This window comes from Aminobacter sp. AP02 (genome assembly GCF_003148805.1).
GTDB lineage: Bacteria > Pseudomonadota > Alphaproteobacteria > Rhizobiales > Rhizobiaceae > Aminobacter.
This window is the reverse complement of record NZ_QGGX01000023.1, coordinates 1-21,961: the sequence shown is the minus strand read 5'-3', so window position 1 is coordinate 21,961 and position 21,961 is coordinate 1. Positions and strand designations below refer to the sequence as shown.

At 62.7% G+C, this 21,961-nt stretch carries 20 protein-coding genes; 9 read left to right on the top strand and 11 right to left on the bottom strand.

What is annotated here, in order from left to right:
* Positions 1-21 precede the first annotated feature (21 nt).
* Positions 22-642 (top strand): L,D-transpeptidase, encoded by a 621-nt coding sequence (locus tag C8K44_RS23110; RefSeq protein WP_109578127.1) that lies wholly within the window; start codon positions 22-24, stop codon positions 640-642.
* Positions 643-736: 94 nt separating this feature from the next.
* Here C8K44_RS23110 and C8K44_RS23105 read toward each other — a convergent pair whose 3' ends face one another.
* From C8K44_RS23105 to C8K44_RS23070, 8 genes are all read right to left on the bottom strand, one after another.
* A complete protein-coding gene (locus tag C8K44_RS23105) occupies positions 737-1,309 on the bottom strand; it encodes a NifU family protein (protein ID WP_109578126.1) in 573 nt (190 codons plus the stop codon).
* Between the two features lie 119 nt (positions 1,310-1,428).
* Complete coding sequence (locus C8K44_RS23100) at positions 1,429-1,920, bottom strand: universal stress protein (protein WP_109578125.1); 492 nt, start codon at positions 1,918-1,920, stop codon at positions 1,429-1,431.
* Between the two features lie 84 nt (positions 1,921-2,004).
* Positions 2,005-3,072, bottom strand: a complete 1,068-nt coding sequence (trpS, locus tag C8K44_RS23095; RefSeq protein ID WP_109578124.1) for a tryptophan--tRNA ligase — start codon at positions 3,070-3,072, stop codon at positions 2,005-2,007.
* 81 nt (positions 3,073-3,153) lie between these two features.
* Positions 3,154-3,984: a glycosyltransferase family A protein gene (locus C8K44_RS23090; RefSeq protein WP_146203989.1), complete on the bottom strand. Its 831-nt coding sequence runs from the start codon at positions 3,982-3,984 to the stop codon at positions 3,154-3,156.
* Between the two features lie 26 nt (positions 3,985-4,010).
* Positions 4,011-4,934, bottom strand: coding sequence for a Gfo/Idh/MocA family oxidoreductase (locus tag C8K44_RS23085; protein WP_158282780.1), 924 nt, complete (start codon positions 4,932-4,934; stop codon positions 4,011-4,013).
* A complete protein-coding gene (locus C8K44_RS23080) occupies positions 4,927-5,469 on the bottom strand; it encodes a dTDP-4-dehydrorhamnose 3,5-epimerase family protein (protein WP_109578121.1) in 543 nt (180 codons plus the stop codon). Before C8K44_RS23080 ends, C8K44_RS23085 begins: the two co-directional genes overlap by 8 nt.
* A 92-nt stretch (positions 5,470-5,561) precedes the next feature.
* Complete coding sequence (murJ, locus tag C8K44_RS23075; RefSeq protein ID WP_109578120.1) at positions 5,562-7,160, bottom strand: murein biosynthesis integral membrane protein MurJ; 1,599 nt, start codon at positions 7,158-7,160, stop codon at positions 5,562-5,564.
* Positions 7,161-7,206: 46 nt separating this feature from the next.
* The gene (locus C8K44_RS23070) at positions 7,207-10,008 is read right to left on the bottom strand and encodes a [protein-PII] uridylyltransferase (protein WP_109578119.1); all 2,802 of its coding nucleotides are present in this window, start codon (positions 10,006-10,008) and stop codon (positions 7,207-7,209) included.
* A gap of 161 nt (positions 10,009-10,169) precedes the next feature.
* Here C8K44_RS23070 and C8K44_RS23065 point away from each other — a divergent pair, with 161 nt between their 5' ends.
* From C8K44_RS23065 to C8K44_RS23055, 3 genes are read left to right on the top strand one after another with little or no spacing between them, the layout of a single operon-like run.
* Entirely contained in the window at positions 10,170-12,650 is a 2,481-nt protein-coding gene (locus C8K44_RS23065; RefSeq protein WP_109578118.1) for a heavy metal translocating P-type ATPase, read from the top strand.
* A gap of 28 nt (positions 12,651-12,678) precedes the next feature.
* On the top strand, positions 12,679-13,065 hold the full coding sequence (locus C8K44_RS23060) for a DUF305 domain-containing protein (protein ID WP_109578117.1): 387 nt from the start codon (positions 12,679-12,681) through the stop codon (positions 13,063-13,065).
* 31 nt (positions 13,066-13,096) lie between these two features.
* Positions 13,097-13,954 (top strand): aldo/keto reductase, encoded by an 858-nt coding sequence (locus tag C8K44_RS23055; protein WP_109578116.1) that lies wholly within the window; start codon positions 13,097-13,099, stop codon positions 13,952-13,954.
* A 22-nt stretch (positions 13,955-13,976) separates the two neighbouring features.
* On the opposite strand, the gene C8K44_RS23050 is transcribed toward C8K44_RS23055, so the two are convergent.
* A complete protein-coding gene (locus tag C8K44_RS23050) occupies positions 13,977-14,282 on the bottom strand; it encodes a hypothetical protein (protein WP_109578115.1) in 306 nt (101 codons plus the stop codon).
* Positions 14,283-14,794: 512 nt separating this feature from the next.
* Between C8K44_RS23050 and C8K44_RS23045 the strand changes: the two genes are divergently transcribed.
* A complete protein-coding gene (locus tag C8K44_RS23045; protein WP_109578114.1) occupies positions 14,795-15,577 on the top strand; it encodes a hypothetical protein in 783 nt (260 codons plus the stop codon).
* Between the two features lie 105 nt (positions 15,578-15,682).
* Here the strand turns inward: C8K44_RS23045 and C8K44_RS23040 are convergent, their stop codons facing one another.
* The gene (locus tag C8K44_RS23040; RefSeq protein ID WP_109578113.1) at positions 15,683-16,807 is read right to left on the bottom strand and encodes an epoxide hydrolase family protein; all 1,125 of its coding nucleotides are present in this window, start codon (positions 16,805-16,807) and stop codon (positions 15,683-15,685) included.
* Between the two features lie 133 nt (positions 16,808-16,940).
* On the bottom strand, positions 16,941-17,606 hold the full coding sequence (locus C8K44_RS23035) for a helix-turn-helix transcriptional regulator (protein WP_109578112.1): 666 nt from the start codon (positions 17,604-17,606) through the stop codon (positions 16,941-16,943).
* A 373-nt stretch (positions 17,607-17,979) separates the two neighbouring features.
* On the opposite strand from C8K44_RS23035, the gene C8K44_RS23030 reads away from it, so the two are divergent.
* The 4 genes from C8K44_RS23030 to C8K44_RS23015 are packed head-to-tail and all read left to right on the top strand — an operon-like array spanning position 17,980 to position 21,904.
* Positions 17,980-19,182: an MFS transporter gene (locus C8K44_RS23030; protein WP_199227187.1), complete on the top strand. Its 1,203-nt coding sequence runs from the start codon at positions 17,980-17,982 to the stop codon at positions 19,180-19,182.
* A gap of 9 nt (positions 19,183-19,191) precedes the next feature.
* Positions 19,192-20,616: an ABC-three component system protein gene (locus C8K44_RS23025; protein ID WP_146203988.1), complete on the top strand. Its 1,425-nt coding sequence runs from the start codon at positions 19,192-19,194 to the stop codon at positions 20,614-20,616.
* Positions 20,604-21,113 carry an ABC-three component system middle component 2 gene (locus tag C8K44_RS23020; RefSeq protein ID WP_109578110.1) on the top strand — a complete coding sequence of 170 codons (510 nt, stop codon included), beginning with the start codon at positions 20,604-20,606 and terminating at the stop codon, positions 21,111-21,113. Before C8K44_RS23025 ends, C8K44_RS23020 begins: the two co-directional genes overlap by 13 nt.
* On the top strand, positions 21,110-21,904 hold the full coding sequence (locus C8K44_RS23015; protein WP_109578109.1) for an AAA family ATPase: 795 nt from the start codon (positions 21,110-21,112) through the stop codon (positions 21,902-21,904). Before C8K44_RS23020 ends, C8K44_RS23015 begins: the two co-directional genes overlap by 4 nt.
* Positions 21,905-21,961 lie beyond the last annotated feature (57 nt).

Below are 21,961 nucleotides of genomic sequence, written 5' to 3'. Positions count from 1 at the left end.
GCTCTAGCTTGGGAACAGCATATGCGATTGAAGTCGTTTGCCATCGTCGCCGCCTTGGCGCTCACTACGGCGCTTGCGGGCTGTTCGACGGACGGCGTTTCGCGCATGTTCTCCAACGACTACGGTGGGCGCGTCGACGCCGGCTACCAGATTCCGACAGTCCCGATCAGCAAGGTTCCGCGCAAGTACCACCGCCAGCTGGTGACCTACGAGACTGCCGAGAAGCCGGGCACCATCATTGTCGATACCTCCGAGAAGTTCCTCTATCTCGTCGAGCCCAACGGCAAGGCGATGCGCTACGGCATTGGCGTCGGTCGCGAAGGTTTCGAGTGGCAGGGCACCGCCCGTATCGCGCTCAAGCGCGAATGGCCGACCTGGACGCCGCCGCGCGAGATGATCCAGCGCCAGCCTGAACTCACGAAATATGCGGGCGGCATGGAGCCCGGCATCAAGAACCCGCTCGGCGCGCGTGCGCTCTATCTGTTCAACAAGGGCGGCGATTCCGGCTACCGGCTGCACGGCACGCCCGAGTGGAACTCCATCGGCAAGGCCATGTCGTCGGGCTGCATCCGCCTGATGAACCAGGACATCATCGACCTCTACAACCGCGTCGAAGTGGGCGCCAAGGTCATTGTGAAATAAAGCGCGAACCGTCCAGGCAACACGGACGTCGCAAACGAAAAACCGGGCGCTTTGGCCCGGTTTTTTGTTTTTCTGGATGTGAAATGAAGGGGTCTTAGACCTGCTCGACCTGCTGAACTTCCGGTACGAAATGGCGCAGGAGGTTCTGGATGCCGTGCTTGAGCGTTGCCGTCGACGACGGGCAGCCGGCGCAAGCGCCCTTCATGTGCAGGAACACGGTGCCGTTCTCGTAGCCGCGGAAAGTGATGTCGCCGCCGTCCTGGGCAACCGCCGGGCGCACGCGCGTGTCGAGCAATTCCTTGATCGTCACGACGATCTCGGCGTCGGCCTGGTCGAAGAATTCGTTCTGGTCGTCATGATGGCCGCCGCCACCGGCGGCCTGGCCGGCCATGACAGGTGCGCCCGACATGAAATGTTCCATGATCGAGCCGAGGATCGCCGGCTTCAGGTGCTGCCAGTCCGGGCCGTCCTTGGACACGGTGATGAAGTCGTAGCCAAAGAACACGCCAGTCACGCCCGGGATGTCGAACAGCCTCCCGGCAAGCGGCGAGGCCGCACGCGCGCTGTCGGCATCGCGGAAATCAGCCGTGCCTTCGAGCAGGACTTCCTTGCCCGGCAGGAACTTCAGCGTCGCCGGATTGGGTGTCGCTTCGGTCTGGATGAACATGGCCGTGTCTCCGTGCCCGCGCGCGCGGGTTCTCAGTTTGGAATAGTTCTAATTAGGCTTTGCACGGCCGACATTCAAGCCGCTGGCGCGCCTCCGCGCCAATATGTTGCGCCTGCCTGTTAGGCCAGGCTGTCGATCTCTTCGTCCGAGAGGTTCTGCGGCACCACCGTCACCGGGATCGGGAAAGCCGCGCCCTTGCCTGCGATCGAGGCGACCAGCGGTCCTGGGCCTTCCTTGCCGGCACCGGCCGCCAGCACCAGGATAGCGATATCCTGGTCCTCTTCAATCAGCTTGTGGATCTCGTCGGCGGGGCGGCCTTCCCGCACCACCAGTTCCGGCTCGATCCCGAGCGACTCGCGTACTTTTGCCGCATGCGTGTCGAGTGCCGCGTTGGCGGCGGCGTTTGCCTCCTCGCGCATGATCTTTTCGACGCCGAGCCAGTGCTGGAAGTCGTCAGGCTCGATGACGTAGAGCAAAACCAGGACGCCGCTTGTGCTCTTGGCACGCTTGGAAGCGTAAGCGACGGCGCGCTCACATTCCGGCGTGTCGTCGATGATCGCCAGGAATTTGCGCCGGTGGCCGGCTTCCTTGCTGAGGCGTTTGGAGACCATTTCCCACCCTGCTGCGCGAAGTTCTGACCAGCAATCTGCCACCGGCGCCGGCTGCCCGCAAGCAGCCCGGAGCCGATGAATTTTTCAATCTCCGAGCAGACCGATGATGTTGCGCACGTCCTTCATGGTGCCTTCGGCAATGACGCGCGCACGCTCGCCACCGTCGCGGAGCACCGCGTCGATATGGCCGGGATCGGCCATCAGGCGGCGCATCTCCCCGGCGATCGGCGCGAGCTTGTCGACTGCGAGGTCGGCGAGCGCGGGCTTGAATACCGAAAACTGCTGGCCGGCAAACTGGCGCAGCACTTCTTCCTTGGAGATGTCGGCGAGGCCGGCATAGATGCCGACGAGGTTTTCCGCTTCAGGGCGTTCCTTGAGGCCTTCGAGTTCGCTCGGCAGCGGCGCCGGGTCGGTCTTGGCCTTGCGGATCTTCTTGGAAATCGTGTCGGCATCGTCGGTCAGGTTGATTCGCGACAGGTCGGAGGGATCCGATTTCGACATCTTCTTTGAGCCGTCGCGCAACGACATGATGCGCGCCGCCGGCCCGCCGATGATCGGCTCGGTGATCGGGAAGTAGCCGTTGACCGTCTCTTCGCCCACTTGCATCTCAACGCCGATGCCGAGATCGGCGATACGGCCGGAGAAGTCGTTGTTGAACTTCTGGGCGATGTCGCGGGTCAGTTCCAGGTGCTGCTTCTGGTCTTCGCCGACCGGCACGTGGGTGGCACGGTAAAGCAGGATGTCGGCGGCCATCAGGCTGGGATAGGCGAGCAGGCCCAGCGAAGCGTTTTCGCGGTCCTTGCCGGCCTTGTCCTTGAACTGCGTCATCCGATGCATCCAGCCGATGCGCGCCACGCAATTGAATATCCAGGCCAGCTCGGCATGCTGCAGCACGCGGGCCTGGTTGAAGACGATGTGTTTGGTGGGATCGATGCCGGCGGCCAGGAAGGCTGCGGTGATCGAGCGCGTCTGTCCCTGAAGATCGTCATGAACGAGCTGGGCGGTCAGCGAGTGCAGGTCGACGACGCAATAGATGCACTCGTTGGTTTCCTGCAGGGCGACGAACTTGCGGATGGCGCCGAGATAGTTGCCGAGGTGGAGATTTCCGGTCGGCTGGACGCCGGAGAAGATGAGCGGTTTGAAGGCGGTCATGATTGATCCCGTGGCTTGTGGAGGGCCGTTTCGCGCGCGGCGAAATGCGAGAGGCGCTTATGAACGATGGCGTTGGCCCGATCAAGAGGGCCGCCAGTACCGCACCCCTCCCGCGATCTTGAGACTCCGCTGTATCACCTTGCCGGCGAGGCGTCGCAGCGCAGGTTCGGCGGCGGGCGCCGTCCATCCTTCGTGTGCCTTGCCGATGGCTTCTTCGAGTTCTTTGCGCAACTCTGGGGTGTCGCGACGTTCGAACAGGTCGCGCAGTTCGGCGGTCCGCTGCTCGGCCGTCCAGCCCGGCCGCAACGGTGACGCAATGTGGATCGACGTTGCCTCCAGGCCCGTGCCGAAACGCAGACCGGGCTGGCGCAGGAACTTCCGCCACATGAACTGGTCGGTATAGATATCCGGCGGCGCCGGACTCCAGCCCACTGGCAAGGCTCGGTACGCGCTCATCCGGTGGCCACCGACCGTCAGTCCGAAAAAACCGGTCTCGCCGTCCCGCATTTTGCGCCAGCAATCAGGTTCCGCGAAGCTACCGCCGTAAACGACGAACTCGTTTCGGTCGTGAACGTTGATCTGCACCATGTGCCCGAAATCACATCCCTTGAGCAGCTTGGCCAGCCTCGCGAGGTGATTGCGCAACCACAGATCGTCGTCGCCACAATAAGCGACGATCTCGCCGCGCGCTTGCTGCAAGGCGATATGCCTGTGCGCCTCGCCGTGGCGTTGTCCCTTCGGGAAATCGAAGTAGCGGATGCGCCGATCCTTTCGCGCAACGGACTCGACGATCTCCCGCGTTTCCGCCGATGCACCGTCGCCGATCACGAACAGTTCGAAATTGGGGTATGTCTGTTCCTGGATACAGCGCAGCGAATAGCCGATCAGATGCGCATGGTCATGCGTCGGCATCAGGATCGTCGCGGAAGGCTTCCACCTCACGCCGGCAATCCTGCCTTGCGCCGGATGTCGCAGACGCGCTCAACGATCAAGGCTCCTTCGGCAACTGAACTCATCGGCGCTGGCCCGCCGTCGAGATGGCGCAGGAACACGGCAAGTTCGGCCTTCAGTGGCATGTCGTTTTTGAACGGCACGTTGACCTCGGGAGCGTCGAGATTGTCCGGACTGCCTTGCCTGAGGGTCAGGTACTCGTCGAGACTTGCGTTCAGCGTCACCGTGCCGCCGCTGCAAGCCAGGATCACCGACCGGCGATTGACGGGATGGTGGGCCGACGTTTCGATGACCACGCGGGGACCGCCGGTTCGGCCGAGCGAGGCCACAAGGCCGCTGGATGCCGGACCGAGCCCGTCGGCAAATGCCGCTTCGACCGGCGGCACGTCGCCCAGCACATGCAGGCAGATGGACAGGTCGTGGGGCAACAGGTTCCAGATCGGATCGATCTCATTATGTGTCATCGACCAGCCGAGCCGATAGAGCCTAAGCCCCAGCACGTCGCCGATTTCGCCGCTTCGTGCGTATTGGGCGATGCGCTCGATGCCCCTGTGATAGCGCCATTTGTCCATCACGAAGATACGGTTCGGGGCGTTGCTGGCGAGCAGTTGGGCCGATGCAAGATCGGAGGTCAGTGGCTTTTCGACGAACATCGGGATGTCGCGTGGCAGCAGGTCGAGCAGGACCTCGCCATGGCTGTCACTCGGAGTGGCAACGACGACGCCTTTAACCGCCGGAAGCTCGGCCAGCGTCGAGATAATCTCGTCGGCGCCGTTCGCCATGGCGTTGGCGCGCGATCCTTCGCTTGGCGCGACGCAAGTGACCCGAGCGCCCAGCGCTTTCAAGTCGCGCAGGATCAGCTTGCCCCAGCCGCCACAGCCTATCAGCCCGACATGCGGCGTATCAGTCACGGCCAGCCCTCAGTTGCTCGCGCACTGCAAGATATTGCCGCGTCATTTCGGCGGCGGTGCCCGCAGTCGTGTCGCGCGGCGAAAGCGCCGGTTCGCGGACCTGCCAGTCGAAGCCGAGCGCGGGGTCGTCCCAGCGGCAGCCGATCTCGTCCACCGTGTTCCAGTAATGCGATACGGAATAGCACAGGGTGGAAGGCTCCGGAAAATGGAAGCCATGCGCAACACCGGGCGGGATGAGCGCTGCCTGCATTTTCGATCCCTTGAGCGTCACCGTCGTCGACATGCCATGCGTCGGCGATTCCGGCCGGACATCCGCCAACCCAAGCACCAGCGTGCCGTCCAGGCAGACAAGGTAGTCGGAGTGGACGACATGGACGTGCACGCCACGCAGCACGTTAGGCTGGCTACGCACGAAGTTCCATTGCACGGGCTCGATCCCGCTTTCCCATTCATCGCGGAAGATTTCGGTCAGATCGCCCCGCGGATCTTTATGCGTCGTCAGTTCGCGAACGGCGCATCCAATCGGTAGTCTCATCGTGCAGTCCTTCTCCGATTGCGCTCAAGCGCAACCACGCCCTTATTCTGTATCTGTTTAGTCAATGCCCAAGGTCGCGGAACAAAGCCCACTCAGTCGGGTTCGACTGCCGGTGCCGCGGCGGCTGCGCGCCCGCGCTTGATGTTGCGGCGGATCATGCCGATATCGGCGCCGCCGATGCCGAAGGCGATGCCGAAATAGACGATCATCGCACCGGTCACCAGCACGGCGAGAGCCGCCGCCTGCGTGTAGAACGGCGCCGCCGGACCGAGCCACTGGTCGGCCTCGCCGGCGGCGAACCACAGGCTTGCCGCCATGATCGCGGAGGCGATGACAAGGCGCGGAATGCGCTTCAGCAGCGCGGCGTCGCGGTCCCACTGGCCACGCCAGATCAAGGTTGCCAGAAGCATCGCCGCATTGACCCAGCCGGCAATCGCCGACGCTGCGGCAATGCCGGGCGCGCCCCAGGAGGGAAACAGTGTCAGCGCCACCGCAATGTTGATCACCACGGAAATGGCGGCGAAATACATCGGCGTGCGGGTGTCCTCGCGGGCGAAGAACCCCGGTGTGAATGCCTTGATCAGCACGAAGGCCGGCAGGCCCAGGCCGAATATGGCAAGGATCGCCGACACCACGGGCGTGCTGTTGGAGGCGGCGAACGCGCCGCGCTCGTAGAGCACGCGCACGATCGGCTCGGAGATCACGAGCAGGGCAGCGGCGGCGGGCAGCGTCAGGAACAGCGTGAACTCGACCGAGCGGTTCTGCAGGTTCGCCGCTTCGATGAGATTGCCTGACTTCAGCGCCCGCGACAGCTCCGGCAACAACACGATGGCCACCGCGACGCCGACGACCCCCAGTGGCAGCTGGTAGACCCGGTCGGCGAGGTTGAGCGACGACACGGCACTTTCCTGTCCCGAGGCGATGGCCGTGCCGATCAGCGTGTTGATCTGGGTGATGCCGCCGGTGATCGCGGCCGGCAGCGCGAGCCACAGCAGGCGCTTGACGTTCGGCGTCAGCTTGGGCCTGCGGAAACCGATCGCAATGCCGGCATGGCGCACCGCGATCCATACGATGATGAGCTGCACGAGCCCCGCCGCCAGAACGCCCCAGGCCAGCGCGTAGCCGACCGTCAGCCCGTCATGGCCGCGATACCAGGCATTGGCCAGAACGCCGACAAGGATGATGTTGAGGAAAACCGGGGCGATCGCCGCCGCGAAATAGCGGCGCAGCGAATTCAGCATGCCGCTCATCATCGCAGCCAGAGACATGCAGATCAGGTAGGGGAACATGATGGTCGCCAGCGCCACCGTCAGGTCGTATTTCTCCGGATTGTCGGTGAAGCCAGGGGCAACGACAAAGCGCACGATCAGCGGCATCGCCAGTTCCATGGCGATTGTCAGCACCAGAAGCGCTGAAAACAGGACTCCGAACACTTCCTCCGAAAAACGCTTGGCACCCTCGACGCCGTTGGCCTCGATCTCCTTGGCGAACAAAGGCACGAAGGCCGCGTTGAACGCGCCTTCGGCAAACAGCCGGCGGAAGGTGTTGGGGAACTGGAACGCGGCGTAGAAGGCGTCGGCCACCGGCCCGGTGCCGAGCGCTGCCGCCATCAGCATCTCGCGCGCAAAGCCCAGAACGCGGCTCATCAGCGTGCCGGAGGCAACGGTCGCGAATTTCTTGATCAGTGACATGGGGTGCGACGATGCCTTGCGGATTTGGGCGGGACAATGACGTTCATCATTCCGCCGCTGCCGCCTTGGCCTTGGTGCGCTCGGCGGCGGGACCCTCGAGCGTGGCGATCAGGCGGGCACGGATGTTTTCGAGCCGGGTCGGGTTCTCGATCTTCTGGCCGGTCAGGTCGGTGACGTAGAATGTGTCGATCACCTTTTCGCCGAATGTGGTGATATGCGCCGAGGCGATGTCGAGCGAAAGGTCCGACAGTGCGCCCGTTATCTCCGACAGGAAGCCGGGGCGGTCCAGCCCCTCGACCTCGATGACCGAGAAGCGGTTGGAAAGCGCGTTGCGGATCTCGGCGCGCGGCTGGATGCGGAAGGTCTTTTGGCCGCGCTTGGGCTTGGCGCGCTTGGCGATCATCTCGGGCAGCCAGGCCCGGCCAGACAGCACGTCCTCGATCAGCTGGCCGACGCGCTCGGCGCGCCTGCGCTCGTCCTCGTCGCGGTCGAATTCGCGTGAAATCAGGATGATGTCGAGCGCGCGCCCATCGACGGTGGTGAAGATCTGCGCATCGACGATGTTGCCGCCGGCAGCCGCACAAGCACCGGCGATCACCGACAGCAGGCGGGGATGGTCCTGCGCCAGCACGGTGATCTCGGTCACCGCTTCGAATTCGCGTGTCCGCACCATGGTCGACAGCTGCTTGCCGGCCTCGTCGGCGGCGCGGATGAATTCGGCATGACGCTTCTGGTCTTCGAAGTCGACCGTCAGCAGATAGGCGTCGTAGTGCAGCTTGACGTATTTCTGGCGCAGCTCTTCCGGCCATTCGGCAAGTGCTGCCGCCAAGGTTTCACGCGCCGCGGCGGTGCGTTCGGCGCGCGACAGTTCCGAAAAGCCGCCGGTCAGCAGAAGCTCGGTTTCGTAGTAGAGCGTGCGCAGGAGCTGGCCCTTCCAGCCGTTCCACACGCCGGGACCGACGCCGCGAATGTCGCACACCGTCAGGATCAGCAAAAGCTTCAGCCGCTCGACCGATTGCACGACGGTCGCGAAATCGTCGATGGTCTTTCGGTCGTTGAGGTCGCGCGTCTGTGCCGTCATCGACATGACCAGATGGTTCTCGACAAGCCAGGCAACGGTCTCGGTGTCGGTGGGCGACAGGCCCATATGCGGGCAGACCCGCCGCGCGATCTTGGCGCCGGCTTCGGAATGGTCTTCCGGACGGCCTTTGGCGATGTCGTGCAGCAGCACCGCGACATAGAGCGCTTCGCGCTGCTTCTTGATGCCCGGAATCAGCGTGTGCGACAGCGGGTGGATCTTGGCGCCGTCGCCATGCTCGATCTCCGACAACACGCCGATGCAGCGCAGCAGATGCTCGTCCACCGTATAGTGGTGGTACATCGAAAACTGCATCATCGCGACGATCTTGCCGAAGTCCGGGATCAGCCGGCCGAGCAGCCCGGCCTCGTTCATGCGCCTGAGGTTGAGCTCGGGGTTGCGGTCCGAGGTCAAGACGTCGAGAAACAGCCTGTTGGCCTCGGCATTGCGCCTGAGGCTGCGGTCGACAAGCCCGAGCGAACGGGTCAGGAGCTTGAGCGCGTTGGGATGCAGCTCCAGCCCGTGCCGGTCGGCGAACCAGAAGAAACGCACCATGTTGACCGGGTCGCGCTCGAACACCTTGTCGTCGGCAACCGTGATGCGGTGGTTGTCGATGATGAAGTCGCTGGTGCCGGCAAGCTTGCGCCGGCGCCGTGAAAAGCCCTGCAGGAACCGGTTGAAGCCCGGCACGTCCTTGACCTGCTCTTCTTCGAGCGCGGCACAGAAGATGCGGGTCAGGTCGCCGACTTCCTTGGCGACGAGGAAGTAGTCCTTCATGAAGCGTTCGACTGCCGACAGCCCCGGCTGGGTGGTGTAGCCCAGCCGCTCGGCGATCTCGCGCTGGATGTCGAAATGCAGCCGCTCTTCCGGCTTGCCGGTCAGGAAATGCATGTGGCAGCGCACCGCCCACAGGAAGTCCTCGGCCTCGACGAACTGGCCATATTCGCCTTCGGTGAACACCCCCTTGTCGATCAGTTCGGCGCCGGTGCGCACGCGGTAGTAATATTTGCCGATCCAAAACAGCGTGTGCAGGTCGCGCAGCCCGCCCTTGCCGTCCTTGATGTTGGGCTCGACAAGATAGCGGCTCTCGCCGGCCTTGGCGTGGCGTGCGTCACGCTCTGCAAGCTTGGCCTGGACGAACTCGGCCCCGGTGTCCTTCACAAGTTCCTTGTCGAAGCGCTCGATCAGCTCGTCGCAAAGCGGCTCTTCGCCCCAGAGAAAACGCGCTTCCAGGATCGCGGTGCGGATGGTGATGTCGCCGCGCGCCAGCCTGAGGCACTCGTCGATGTTGCGGGTGGCGTGGCCGACCTTCAGCCCCATGTCCCACAACATGTAGAGCATGTATTCGACGATCTGCTCGCCCCACGGCGTCTGCTTGTAGGGAAGCAGGAACAAAAGGTCGATGTCGGATCCCGGCGCAAGCGTGCCCCGGCCATAGCCGCCCACGGCCACCACCGCCATGCGCTCGGCGGAAGACGGGTTCTTGGCCCGGTAAACATGGGTAACGGCGAAATCGTAGAGGACGCGGATGATCTCATCCATCAGGTGCGAGATGCGCGTCGCGCAGGCCGTGCCGCCGCTGTCGTCCATCAGCATGTTTTCGGCGATTTTCTTGCCGGCCGCGATCTGGTCCTTGAACAGCGCCAGCGCCTTGGCGCGAAGGGCGGGATCGGCGCCTTCGCCACCTGTGGCGCTGGTCAGCGCCGTCAGTTCGCGGCGCAGTTCGTCAGCGTCGATCAGATGTTCAAGCTTGAGCGGGATTTTCGTCATCTGCCTCGGCTGGCCTTGCCCTTGTGGCGGCGTCTATAGCGCGAATTTTTTGCCATGGGTATGGCGCTGAGAAGAGCCGTATCGATCAGGACAGTTCTCATTGACCTTCCACGTACTGGAACCTCTATTCTGATTCTTCCAAGAAGCGTGGATTTTTACCAATGAACGATGAGCACGCCCACCATCATCACCCGGCAAAGACGTCCACCCCGCCGGAAGCCGTGGTTCGCGACCCTGTCTGCGGCATGATCGTCGATCCGGCCGCCGGCAAGCCGACGCTCGATCACGAAGGCCATCTGTTTCATTTCTGCAGTGCTTCATGCCGCGACAAGTTTGCCAAGGAGCCGGAAAAATACGTCAGGGCCACCGATCCGGTCTGCGGCATGGAAGTCGCACGCGACAGCGCCCGGCACCTCAAGCACGAAGGCACGGGCTATTATTTCTGCTCCTCGACCTGCGAGGGAAAGTTCGCCGCCGAGCCGGCCAGGTACCTGGGTGCCAAACCGGCTGCCGCCGTAGCGCCAAAGGGCACCCAATACACCTGCCCGATGCATCCCGAGATCATCCGCGACAAGCCCGGTTCCTGCCCGATCTGCGGCATGGCGCTGGAGCCTGTCATGCCAACGGGCGAGGAGGGCCCAAGCCCCGAGCTCGTCGATTTCACCCATCGCCTATGGGTCAGCGCGGTCCTTTCGATCCCGCTCCTGATCATCGCCATGGGGCCGATGCTCGGCCTGCCGGTTCGCGACTGGATCGGTGAACGGACCGCCGCATGGCTCGAACTCGTGCTCGCGACGCCGGTGGTTCTGTGGGCGGCCCTGCCGTTCTTCCATCGCGGCTGGGACTCGGTCCTCAACCGCAGCCCTAACATGTGGACGCTGATCTCGCTCGGCGTCGGCGCTGCCTATGCCTACAGCGTCGTTGCCACGTTCTTTCCCGACCTGTTCCCGCATCAGTTCCGTGGCCATGGCGGCTCCGTACCGGTCTATTTCGAGGCGGCAGCGGTCATCGTCGCGCTGGTCTTCCTCGGGCAGGTTCTTGAGCTGCGCGCCCGCGAGCGCACCGGCTCGGCCATCCGTGCTCTGCTCGACCTCGCCCCCAAGACCGCGCGCCGTATCGCCGATGACGGTTCGGAAAGCGAAGTGCCGCTGGAAGAAGTCGTCAGCGGCGACCGCCTGCGTATCCGGCCCGGCGATGCGATCCCTGTCGACGGCATCGTGCTCGAAGGCCGCTCTTCGGTCAACGAGTCGATGATATCGGGCGAGCCGCTTCCGGTCGAAAAATCCGAAAGCGACAAGCTGACCGGCGGCACGCTCAACAAGAACGGTTCGCTGATCATGCGCGCCGACAAGGTCGGTGCCGACACGGTGCTGTCGCAGATCGTCGAGATGGTCGCCAAGGCCCAGCGCAGCCGCGCGCCGATCCAGGGCCTCGCCGACCGCGTCTCGTTCTATTTCGTGCCGACCGTGGTTGTGATCGCCATCGCGGCCTTCGCCGTCTGGGCGATGTTCGGCCCCGAGCCGAGCATGGTCTACGCCATCGTCTCGGCGGTGTCGGTGCTGATCATCGCCTGTCCTTGTGCGCTTGGCCTCGCCACGCCGATGTCGGTGATGACGGCAACCGGCCGCGGCGCTCAGGCCGGCGTGCTGATCAAGGATGCCGAGGCGCTCGAGCGCTTCTCCCGCGTCGGCATCCTCATCGTCGACAAGACCGGTACCCTCACCGAAGGCCGGCCGACCCTGACCGACGTGATCGCCCTGGACGGCATAGCGGAGGACGAATTGCTGGCGCTTGCCGCCGGGCTCGAAAAGGGCTCCGAGCATCCGCTCGCCGAGGCCATCGTCGAGGGCGCGGCCAAGCGCGGCATTGTGGTGCCCGGCGTCCAGCATTTCGAGTCGGTTACCGGCAAGGGCGTGTCAGGCACAGTCTCCGGCCGCAAGGTGGCGCTCGGCAACGCCGCGATGATGGCGGATCTTGGCCTTGGATCAGGAGACCTCGCGGCTCGTGCCGACACCTTGCGCGCCGACGGCAAGACCGCGATGTTCGTCGCAATCGACGACAAGGCGGCAGGTATCGTCGCCGTCGCCGACCCGATCAAGGCAACCGCTGCCGAGGCGATCCGCGCGCTGCACGGTCTCGGCCTCAAGATCATCATGGCGACCGGCGACAACGAGCGCACCGCCAAGGCCGTCGCGCAGAAGCTCGGCATCGACGAGGTCCGCGCCGACATGCTGCCCGAGAGCAAGAAGGCGCTGGTCGACGAACTCTGCGCCAAGGGGCAGGGCGTCGCCATGGCGGGCGACGGCGTCAACGACGCGCCGGCTCTGGCCGCCGCCGATGTCGGCATCGCCATGGGCACCGGCGCCGATGTCGCCATGGAAAGTGCCGGCATCACCTTGGTCAAGGGCGATCTCAACGGCATTGTCCGCGCCCGCAAGCTGGCCCAGGCGACCATAAGCAACATCAAGCAGAACCTGTTCTTCGCCTTCATCTACAACGTCCTGGGTGTTCCTGTGGCCGCCGGCGTCCTATATCCGGTCCTCGGCACGCTTCTGTCGCCGATGATTGCCGCCGCCGCGATGAGCCTGTCGTCGGTGTCGGTCATTGCCAATGCGCTGCGGCTCAGGGCTCTCAAGCTCTGAGCCACCTCACAAGAACAAGGATTTCTGGATGAACTGGATGAAGAAGATCGTGCTCGGCCTGATGGCGGCCGGCATGCTGGTCGCGGTGCTGCTCGAAACAGCGCCGGCACAGACCAACGACCATAGTGCCCACATGGCGGCACCTGTGACCAACAGTGCTGCCACCGAGGCCTACAAGGCGGCCATGGACAAGATGCATGCGGCAATGATGACCATCGAATACTCTGGCGATGCCGATGTCGATTTCGCCCGTGGCATGATCCCGCATCACCAGGCGGCCATCGACATGGCCAAGATTGTGCTCGAACACGGCAACAACCCCGAAATGCGCAAGCTCGCTGAAGAAGTTGTCTCCGCCCAGGAAGCCGAGATCAAGCAGATGGAAGCTTGGCTGGCCGCAAACCCCGCGAAATGAGATAACGGCGGAAACCGGATCGGAGCCCGCCATGTCTTCACCGTCTTCTTCCTCATCCAAAACAACGACACTTGCCTCGGGCGAGGTCGTTCCCGTGCTCGGCCAGGGCACCTGGATGATGGGCGAGGATGCCAGGCGGGCAGCCGACGAGGTCGCCGCGCTCCGGCTCGGGCTCGATCTGGGGGTTGGCCTGATCGACACCGCCGAGATGTATGGCAGCGGCGGTGCCGAGAAGGTGGTGGGTGGGGCCATCGCTGGACGCCGCGACGAGGTGTTTCTGGTCTCCAAGGTTCTGCCGTCCAACGCCTCGCGCAACGGCGTCATCAGGGCTTGCGAGGCGAGCCTCAAGCGCCTGCACACCGACCGTATCGACCTCTATCTGCTGCACTGGCGGGGCTCCGTGCCTCTGGCCGAAACAATCGCCGCTTTCGAGGAATTGCGCCAGTCAGGCAAGATTCGCCACTGGGGTGTGAGCAATTTCGACACCGACGACATGGAGGAGATGGCCCGCTTGCCCCAGGGCCAGAACGCCCAGGCCAATCAGGTGCTCTACAATCTGAAGCGCCGCGGCATAGAATTCGACCTCGTGCCGCTGTGTGGAGCGCGCGGCATGCCGATCATGGCCTATTCGCCGGTCGAGCAGGGCGCGCTCGCCAGCAACAAGGGACTTGCCGCCGTCGCTGCGCGCCACAACGCGACTGCCGCGCAGATCGCCCTTGCCTGGGTCATGACGCAGCCTGGCGTCATCGCCATCCCCAAGGCAACACGCCTTGAGCATGTCCGCCAGAACGCTGCCGCGCGCGACATCGCCCTTACCGCGCAGGACCTGGCCGAACTCGACCGTCTCTTCCCGCCGCCGGCCCGCAAGCGTCCTCTGGAAATGATCTGAGCTTCAGCCCGCGCTGGCCGTCTCAATGCTCCTGGATGGTGCAGACGCCGTTGGCGCCGTGCTTGCCGGTATAGGACACGTCAGGGGAACCATCCGCGTTGATGGTGAGCGAGATCGTCACCCCGCTGCCCTTGGCCTCGTAATAGTTGTTGTTGAATTTCTTCAGCTGGCCTTCCTTGCCATTGATGTAGATCGGACCGCCCTTGTCGGCGTGAACTTCGATGTTGCCTGGGCAGGTGGCATTCACCAGCGGAATCGACGCGCTGGCTTCCCAGGCAATTGAGGCAGTTGCCAACACAACAGCAGCACCAACGAAAAGCTTTCCCATATCGATCTCCAGATCAGTGTCGTTTAGCGCCTGCACTGTCGCGCAGCTGGCCCGTGCCAGCAAGATGCCAGCGTAAGTTCTCAAACACTGGGCGCGTGGCTACGGGCGACATCTGCAATTGTGCCGTGCCGCCTTCGGTGAGATGACTTGTACCGTCTCCGAAATGTCGACGCTATTTCAGTCATGTAACGGCATATATCTTTGACAGACTGCATAAAATGATTCTGTTCAGTGTGGTTTTTTTACATGACATTATCAGAAAATCATCTGTCGGAAGCAGTAGAGGGCTTCGAGCGAGGCAATTTGGCATCACATCATGCAATTCGTATGCGCCCTCTCGCGCCGTGCGATGGTTTATGTGTAATCTCGCGCACAGTGCTTCGTTCGGCGTTGCTTTGGCTGAACGGGCAACAGGGGACATCGCAGTAGTAGTCTAGGGTATCGCGTGCCGAGGACGGTTCTGCCCGACAGGACGGTCGACATCACATAAACGCTCGTTCCGGAGGATGGGAATGAAAGCTGGTTTTGTTTGGACCCTCGTCGTGGGCGGCCTACTAACCGCCCCGGCAGCAGCTGCCGACATTGTTTCCCCCGTCAGCCCCGTAGTGACGCCGATCGTCGAGCAGGGGTGGACGTTTTCGGTGACGCCATATTTCTGGGCGGCCGGGCTCTCCGGTGACACGGCGCAGTTTGGCTTGCCTGTGGTCCATATCGATTCGAGTTTCAGTGATATCCTGGATGAGCTTGATTTCGCGGCGATGGCGATCGCGGAGGCGCGCAATGGCCGCTTCAGCATCTTTGGCGACCTCATCTATTCGAAGATATCGTCCGGCCGCGGCACCCCGCGGGGCGTTCTTGCGAACAGCGTGGATCTGACGTCGACGACTTTTGCCGGCTTCCTTGGCGCGGGCTACTCCGTGCTTGAAAGCGATGCCGGGCGGTTCGACATCGTCGGCGGCATGCGGGTCTGGTCGGTCGACACCGAGATATCCATCAGCGGCGGCCAGTTCGGCGGCGCTTCGAGAAGCGACGGCGCCACTTGGGTGGACGGTCTTGTCGGTGTTCGCGGCAACTACTCGTTCACGCCCAAGGTCTTCTTCACCGGCTGGGGATTGGTCGGAGCCGGCGCGGCTGACGTCGACTGGGACGTTGCCGCGGCACTTGGCTATCGTTTCAACGATCGCTTCTCGGCGATCGCCGGGTATCGGGCCCTTGGCGTCAACTACGAAAACGATGGCTTTGTCTTCGACGTCGTACAGCAAGGCCCGATCCTCGGCCTGACGATGCAATTCTAAGGTAGAGGCGAACCCGGCCGCTCTCTCGCGACCGGGTTTCCAATCAGTATCCGCTGCAGTCCTCGCAGCCCTTCGCATCATCTCCTGGCGGGCAAACCTTGGTGGCTAGCGCCGCAGCCCGGCAAAGAATGCCGTGACCTCTTCCGCCCACAGCTCCGGCACCTCCATCGCCGCGAAGTGGCCGCCGCTCGAAAGCTCCGTCCAGCGCACGATGGTGTTGCCTTCTTCGCCGTAGCGGCGGATTGCGACCTCGTCGCGCGCGAAGACGGCGACCCCTGTCGGCACGCCCGAATTCGGCTTCGGCGACCATGCCTCGGGATCGTGCGCGTTCTCGTAATAGAGCCTGATCGACGAAGCCGCCGTGCCGGTGAACCAGTAGACCGCCACGTTGGTCAAAAACCTGTCCAGCTCGACCGCCTCGGGACTGTCGCCGAAGCCGGCAAACATGTCGCCCAGCCAGGCGATGAGGCCGGCAGGCGAGTCCGATATGCCATAGGCCAGCGTCTGCGGCCGGCTCGACTGCAGCGCGTTGAAGCCGAAGCGCTCGGCCATGAACTGCTGCAGCCTGTGCAAGCGGCTCTTCTCGGCATCGGAGAACGTCGCGATCTCGTCCGGCTCGATCGGGCCGAGCGGAATAAAGCCCATCGTCGCCGCATTCACATGCACGCCGATGACCCGCTCCGGCGCCGCCCGGCCGATGGCCGGTGCGATGATCGCACCCGCATCGCCGCCCTGCACGCCGAAACGGTGGTAGCCGAGCCGCGTCATCAGCTCCAGCATGGCGCTGGCGATGCGGCCGTCGTTCCAGCCAGCCTCGCGCGTCGGGCCGGAAAAGCCGAAGCCCGGCAGCGAGGGGATGACGAGGTCGTGGCCGGCCGCGGTCAGCGGCCCGATCGCATCGAGGAAGTCGACGAACGAGCTCGGCCAGCCATGCAGCAGAAGCAGCGGCACCGCGTCGGCGGCCTGCGACTTAACATGCAGGAAATGGATCTTCTGGCCGTCGATTTCGGTGACGAACTGCGGATGGCTGTTGATCCTTTTCTCCTGCGTCCGCCAGTCGAAGCCGTTTTGCAGCCGCTCGATAGCCCGGGTCACGAAACCGGAAGCCATGCCGTAGCTCCAGCCCGCGCCCATGACCTCGTTGGCAAGCCGCGTGCTGGCGAGCCGCGCCTGCAGGTCGGCCAGCTCGGTCTCAGGGATGGCGATCTTGAAAGGGGTGATGTCGGTCATACCGCGTCCGCCTTGTGTTGGTGCAAGACGCTTTTCGACGACCGGTCCCGGTCTTCGAGGTCGTGCACGGGGTTGAAAGTGCATGCTTTCTAGCCAGCGAAGGCGTGCGCGGGATTGAAGATTTCCGACAGTTTCAGCTGTGCGCGATCTGCCCGGGCGTCACACCCATGATCGCCTTCACAGAGCGGATCATGTGCGGCTGGTCGGCATAACCGAGCGAGAAGGCCACGTCGGCGGCTGGTCGGCCCTGCTCCAGCAGGCCGAGCGCCTTCTGGGCGCGCTCGATCTGCGTGAAGGTCTTGTAGGTTATGCCGGTCGTCTTCAGGAAATGCCGCTGCAGCGTCCGCTCCGACATCGCCATCGGATGCCCCGACACGATCGAGGCGACCACCCTGTTGTCCTCGACGTTTCCATTGCGCACCAGCTTGCGCACGAAGCCGTCGACGGTCTTGAGTGTCGGGATCTCCAGCACGTCGGACCCGAGCCGGAACCGGTCCTTGCCGATCGTGTCCAGCACCACGCCCCGGTCGCGCATCATCTCGCCCGGCATCAAAGGCATGAAGCTGCTCGCCTTGAAGGCGATCGCCAAAATCTCGTCGCCGGCGGCATAGTCGTGGGTGACGGTCGAGGTGGTCAGCCCGGTGCGCAGCACCGTTGTCGTGTCGCCGTTCCTGAAGATGACCACGTCCCAGCACCCGTCAGGCTGCATCTTCATTGAGCCGCAGGTGCCAAACCGCGTCCGCGTCACCGCCTCGACAAACGGCGACGACCACCCCTCCAGTGTCACGACCTCATGCATCTTAGCCGCCGCTCTTCTCGCGCAGGCAGTGTCGCCGGAGTTGGACGGGGAGGCAAGGGTGCGCAGCCAGCCGCCGCCGTTGGGGCTAAAGCCGCTACCTGTTGGCTCAAGCCCTTTCGGGCAGCCGCCCCGGCTTGACACTTCAGGGATGGCGGCTAGTTTCCTGCCCGCGAGGTAACGTCCTCTCCCAAAAGGGAAACAATGTCCGGGAACGGCCCGGCCCAATCAAGGGGCCGTTCATGCGCCGTCTCAATCTTGTGCTCGTGCGTTCTGCCCAAACCGGCTGGCTGATAGCTGAGAAGCTTCGGGAACTCTGCCTCGCATATCTCGCTGCCCGGAATGAACCGCGCCCGATGATGTCAGCAGCTTCAACATGACCGAACTTGGCGCGCAACCCTCCAGCGACATCGCTTCCCAGTCTCTCGACAGGCCAACGAGCCGCTGGCCGCTGCTGCGCTGGTTTGCCTCGTCGGCGACTTTGAACGTTCCCCAGGCGTCCGCGCCGGTGGCGTTCTCGCTCGTCGCTCTGGGGGTTGTGGGCGACGCACGCGGCGGCGCCGCCATGATCCTGGCCATGACCCTGGCACAGGTCGTCGGCGCCATCCCGATCACACGGCTCGGCAGGCACCGCTCCGCCGCGACCTTCCTCAGGCTTTTGGTGGCGTTCCGCACGCTCGCTCTGGCTGCTGTCGTTGTGTGCGCGCATTATCAGGCGCCCTTTGCCTTGCTTGTCGCCTTCGCCGCGATAGCCGGCCTGGTCAACGGCGCGGCGTCAGGCTATCTGCGCGGCTTGCTCAATCACTTCACGCCGCCGTCGCACCTGCCGCGAACGCTCGGCATCGCCGCTACCCTCAACGAGCTGACCTTCGTGCTCGGTCCCGTGCTGGCGTCCGCGCTAGGTGCTGTCTCGCCCGTCTTTGCCCTGCTCGCGCTGACGCTGCTCGGCGCCATCCCGGCCCTGCTGGTGCCGCAGGCGGGCACGAGCCATGTCGAGGACGCGCCTCATGCCGAGGGTTCGGTGCTCAGCCCCTCCATCCTGCTGTGGCTCGTCTGCGCCGCCGCGGGCTCGTCCACCGTCGCTGCCATCGAGATCGGCGCCGTCGCCCTCGCCCTGAAATTCGGCTACCCGCCGACACTCGCCATCCTGTTCACCGTGCCGCTGTGCCTGGCCTCGGTCGCCGGCGGCATCTGGGTCAGCGTGCGCAACCGCATGATAAGCAGCCGGGCCGTCGTCTTGCTGCTGTGCGTCGTGACGTTTGGCGCCGCGCTCGTCGCCCTCGGACCGTCGCTTGCCACAACCGTCGCCGGCGCCATCCTCATCGGACTGGTGCTCACGCCTCTCGGCACCTACTACTCGCTTATCCTCGACCGCCTGGCCCCGCCCCGCCGGCGCCCCGAAGTCTTCGCCCTGCTGCGCACGTCGAGCGCGATCGGTATTATCTTCGCCAGCGCCGTGCTGACCGCCGCATCCCTGTCGAGCGCGCTGATCGTGGTGACGGCGACGATGTGCGCGGTGACGTTGACGGTAGCCTTCGCAACCCTCCGGCGCCGAACCGGAGCAGTCAATCAAACCTGAGACCGGAAGATGCGCGCCTCGAAGGTGATCGCCAAAACCGCGTCGCCGGCGGCATGGTTATGGGTGACAGCTGAGGGTGCTCAGCCCGCTGCGCAGCACGGTGGTCGCATCGGAAAAATGACCACGCGGCCGCCGGCACAAACCAGAAAGCTCGGCAAGAGAGAGAGAGAGAGCCGGATTGGATCGGACCTGTTTTGTCGTCGACCGACCGTGAGAAGACATGTCGGGACATTTGACAGCGTCAACCTGGACTTCGCGGGTGCGACAACCTGCAGGAGCAATTCAGTTTGTCGCCGTCGCGGAGATGTGTATTCTATCTTGGGGGTATTCGTGACAGACCAATCTTACATAGCAAAAGTGTTGCCAACAAACGAGCTTTGTGCGCCAGCGCAGCCATCAGCCAATTCTGCGAAGATCCAATTCGGAAAAGTTATTCCGCCGCAGCAACAGATATTGATCTACTCTCCGGAAGAGTGGGAGTCCTTTGTTCAGGAGTGGGCAACCGGAAGGAAATCAAACTATGTAAAAGTTGTTCGGTTGGCCGGCGCCACAGACATGGGCATCGATGTTGCAGGCTTGACCGAGGCGACTGGGTTCTTCGGCATTTGGGACAACTTCCAGTGTAAGCATTATGATTCGTCGCTGACCCCAAGCGACGCCCTGCCTGAAATTGGGAAGATGCTTTGGCATTCATTCCAGAAGGAATTCTCACCGCCACGAACCTATCGTTTCATGGCGCCAAAAGGGTGCGGCATCAGCCTGCAGAAGCTCTTGCTCAAGCCAATTGCCCTTAGAGAAAAACTCTTCGAGAAATGGGATGACTGGTGTTCAAGCGCTATCACCTCCAAGCAGAAAATCAAGCTTGAAGGCGATTTTCGATCTTATTGTGAGGCTTATGATTATGGCTCCTTCACCTATGTGAACCCTCTTGAAGTGATCGATGAGCATCGCGTCACGCCCTACTTCGCGGCACGCTTCGGAGGAGGACTTGTGGGACGGCCGCCGGTCGACAATCCGCCCGAGGCTCCAACAGATGTTGAAAGCCGATACCTATGTCATCTCTTTGAGGCCTATGGTGACAACAAGAAGATAGTGCTTGTGAAGGCAGCAGATCTAGATACGTGGCCTGAATTGACGAGCCATTATCACCGGCAGCGCGAGAGTTTCTATCATGCCGAGTCGTTGCGCAATTTTGCCCGGGACACAGTACCGCCAGGGACCTTCGAAGCGTTGCAGGATGAGGTGTATGCCGGTGTGGTCGATATTGGCGATGGCGTACATGCGGATGGCCTCGCGCGACTGACAGCGGTTGCGCAAGCCGCGACCATGCTGCCATTGACAGAGAACGGCCTTATCAGCGTCGTAAAGGTTCAGGACAGGCGCGGCATCTGCCATCAACTCGCGAACGTGGATCGGCTAATATGGAGGCGCTGAGGGAGACAGGGCGCAAGGGATGCGCATTCAACAGTCCGCTGGAGACCGGGATTCGGTCGGTGGGGGTTCTTGCGGCGCTTTATCCGAAAGCCTTTGACCTCCAGCGAATGGTCGCATTCGACTATCTGGTGGTGCACACCGCCGACGTTGGAGGGCCGGCAAGCTTGCATCCGGATCTCCCTCTACGCAGCGCCGAACTTCTAGTGCGGCGAGAGTTGGTCGAGCGAGGTCTCCACCTGATGATGTCGCGGAAACTGGTGGACCGGGCCGCAGACACTACGGGAATAGTCTATCGAGCCGGAGAAATGGCTGATGTATTTTTCTCTACATTGACGAGCGAGTATATGAGTCTCTTGCAGCTTCGCGCGCAGTGGGTTGCGGAAGTGTTCGGAGATATGGGCGATGACCAGTTTCGCATGTTGATGCGCGAAAATTTCGATAAGTGGGTCGAACAATTCCACGTTATTCAGAAAAGCTCGGTAGGTGGCGCATCATGACTGCAGCTGCCCTTAATTTACGGCATCTGGCTTTTACCGGCCCAAACAGACCAGAAGCGAGTATCGAATTCGGCGATGGCCTTAACGTTATTTACGGTGCATCTGAGACTGGCAAGTCGTTCATCCTAGAGTCGATCGATTTCATGCTAGGCGGGGGCGAAAACCTTCGCGATATTCCCGAACGCGTTGGATATGACCGAGTCTGGCTTGGCTTGGAGTCTCCTGATGGTAAGCCGTATACGTTGGAACGTGCCGTCGTCGGCGGGAAGTATTCGCTCTTCGAGGGGCTACATAAGGCAGTTCCTGCTGGAGTGAGCCCCGTCGTTCTCAACGGCAAGCATAATCCGCAGCGTACCAACAACGTATCAATGTTCTTGCTTGGCCTTCTCGGCCTTTCGGACAAGCGGATACAAAAGAACGCGCGTGGCGAGACAAACTCGCTTAGCTTCCGCAACCTGGTGCACCTTTGCGTGGTGCCGGAGGGTGACATCCAGAAGAGAGGTTCCCCGATAGAGACGGGCGACTACCTCACCAAAACTCCAGAGATGGCGGTGTTCAAGCTGCTTGCTACCGGCGTAGATGACAGTGCAGTCCAGCCCGTCGACGAGGATCGAACCCGCGTTGCAAGTCGGGCCGCGAAGGCAGAGATCATCGACGAACTGATAGTGCGTTACAAGGATAAGCTCACCAGCATAGTCGGAGACGAAGACGATGTTGGCGAATTGGAGGATCAGCTCAGCAAACTGGAGGATATGAACCGCCCCGGGTTTGCCGGAGGCTCCAACTTTTGAGAGATTGGAGCTGATATGAGCAAGACAACGAACAAATTCTCGCCTGAGGTCCGTGAC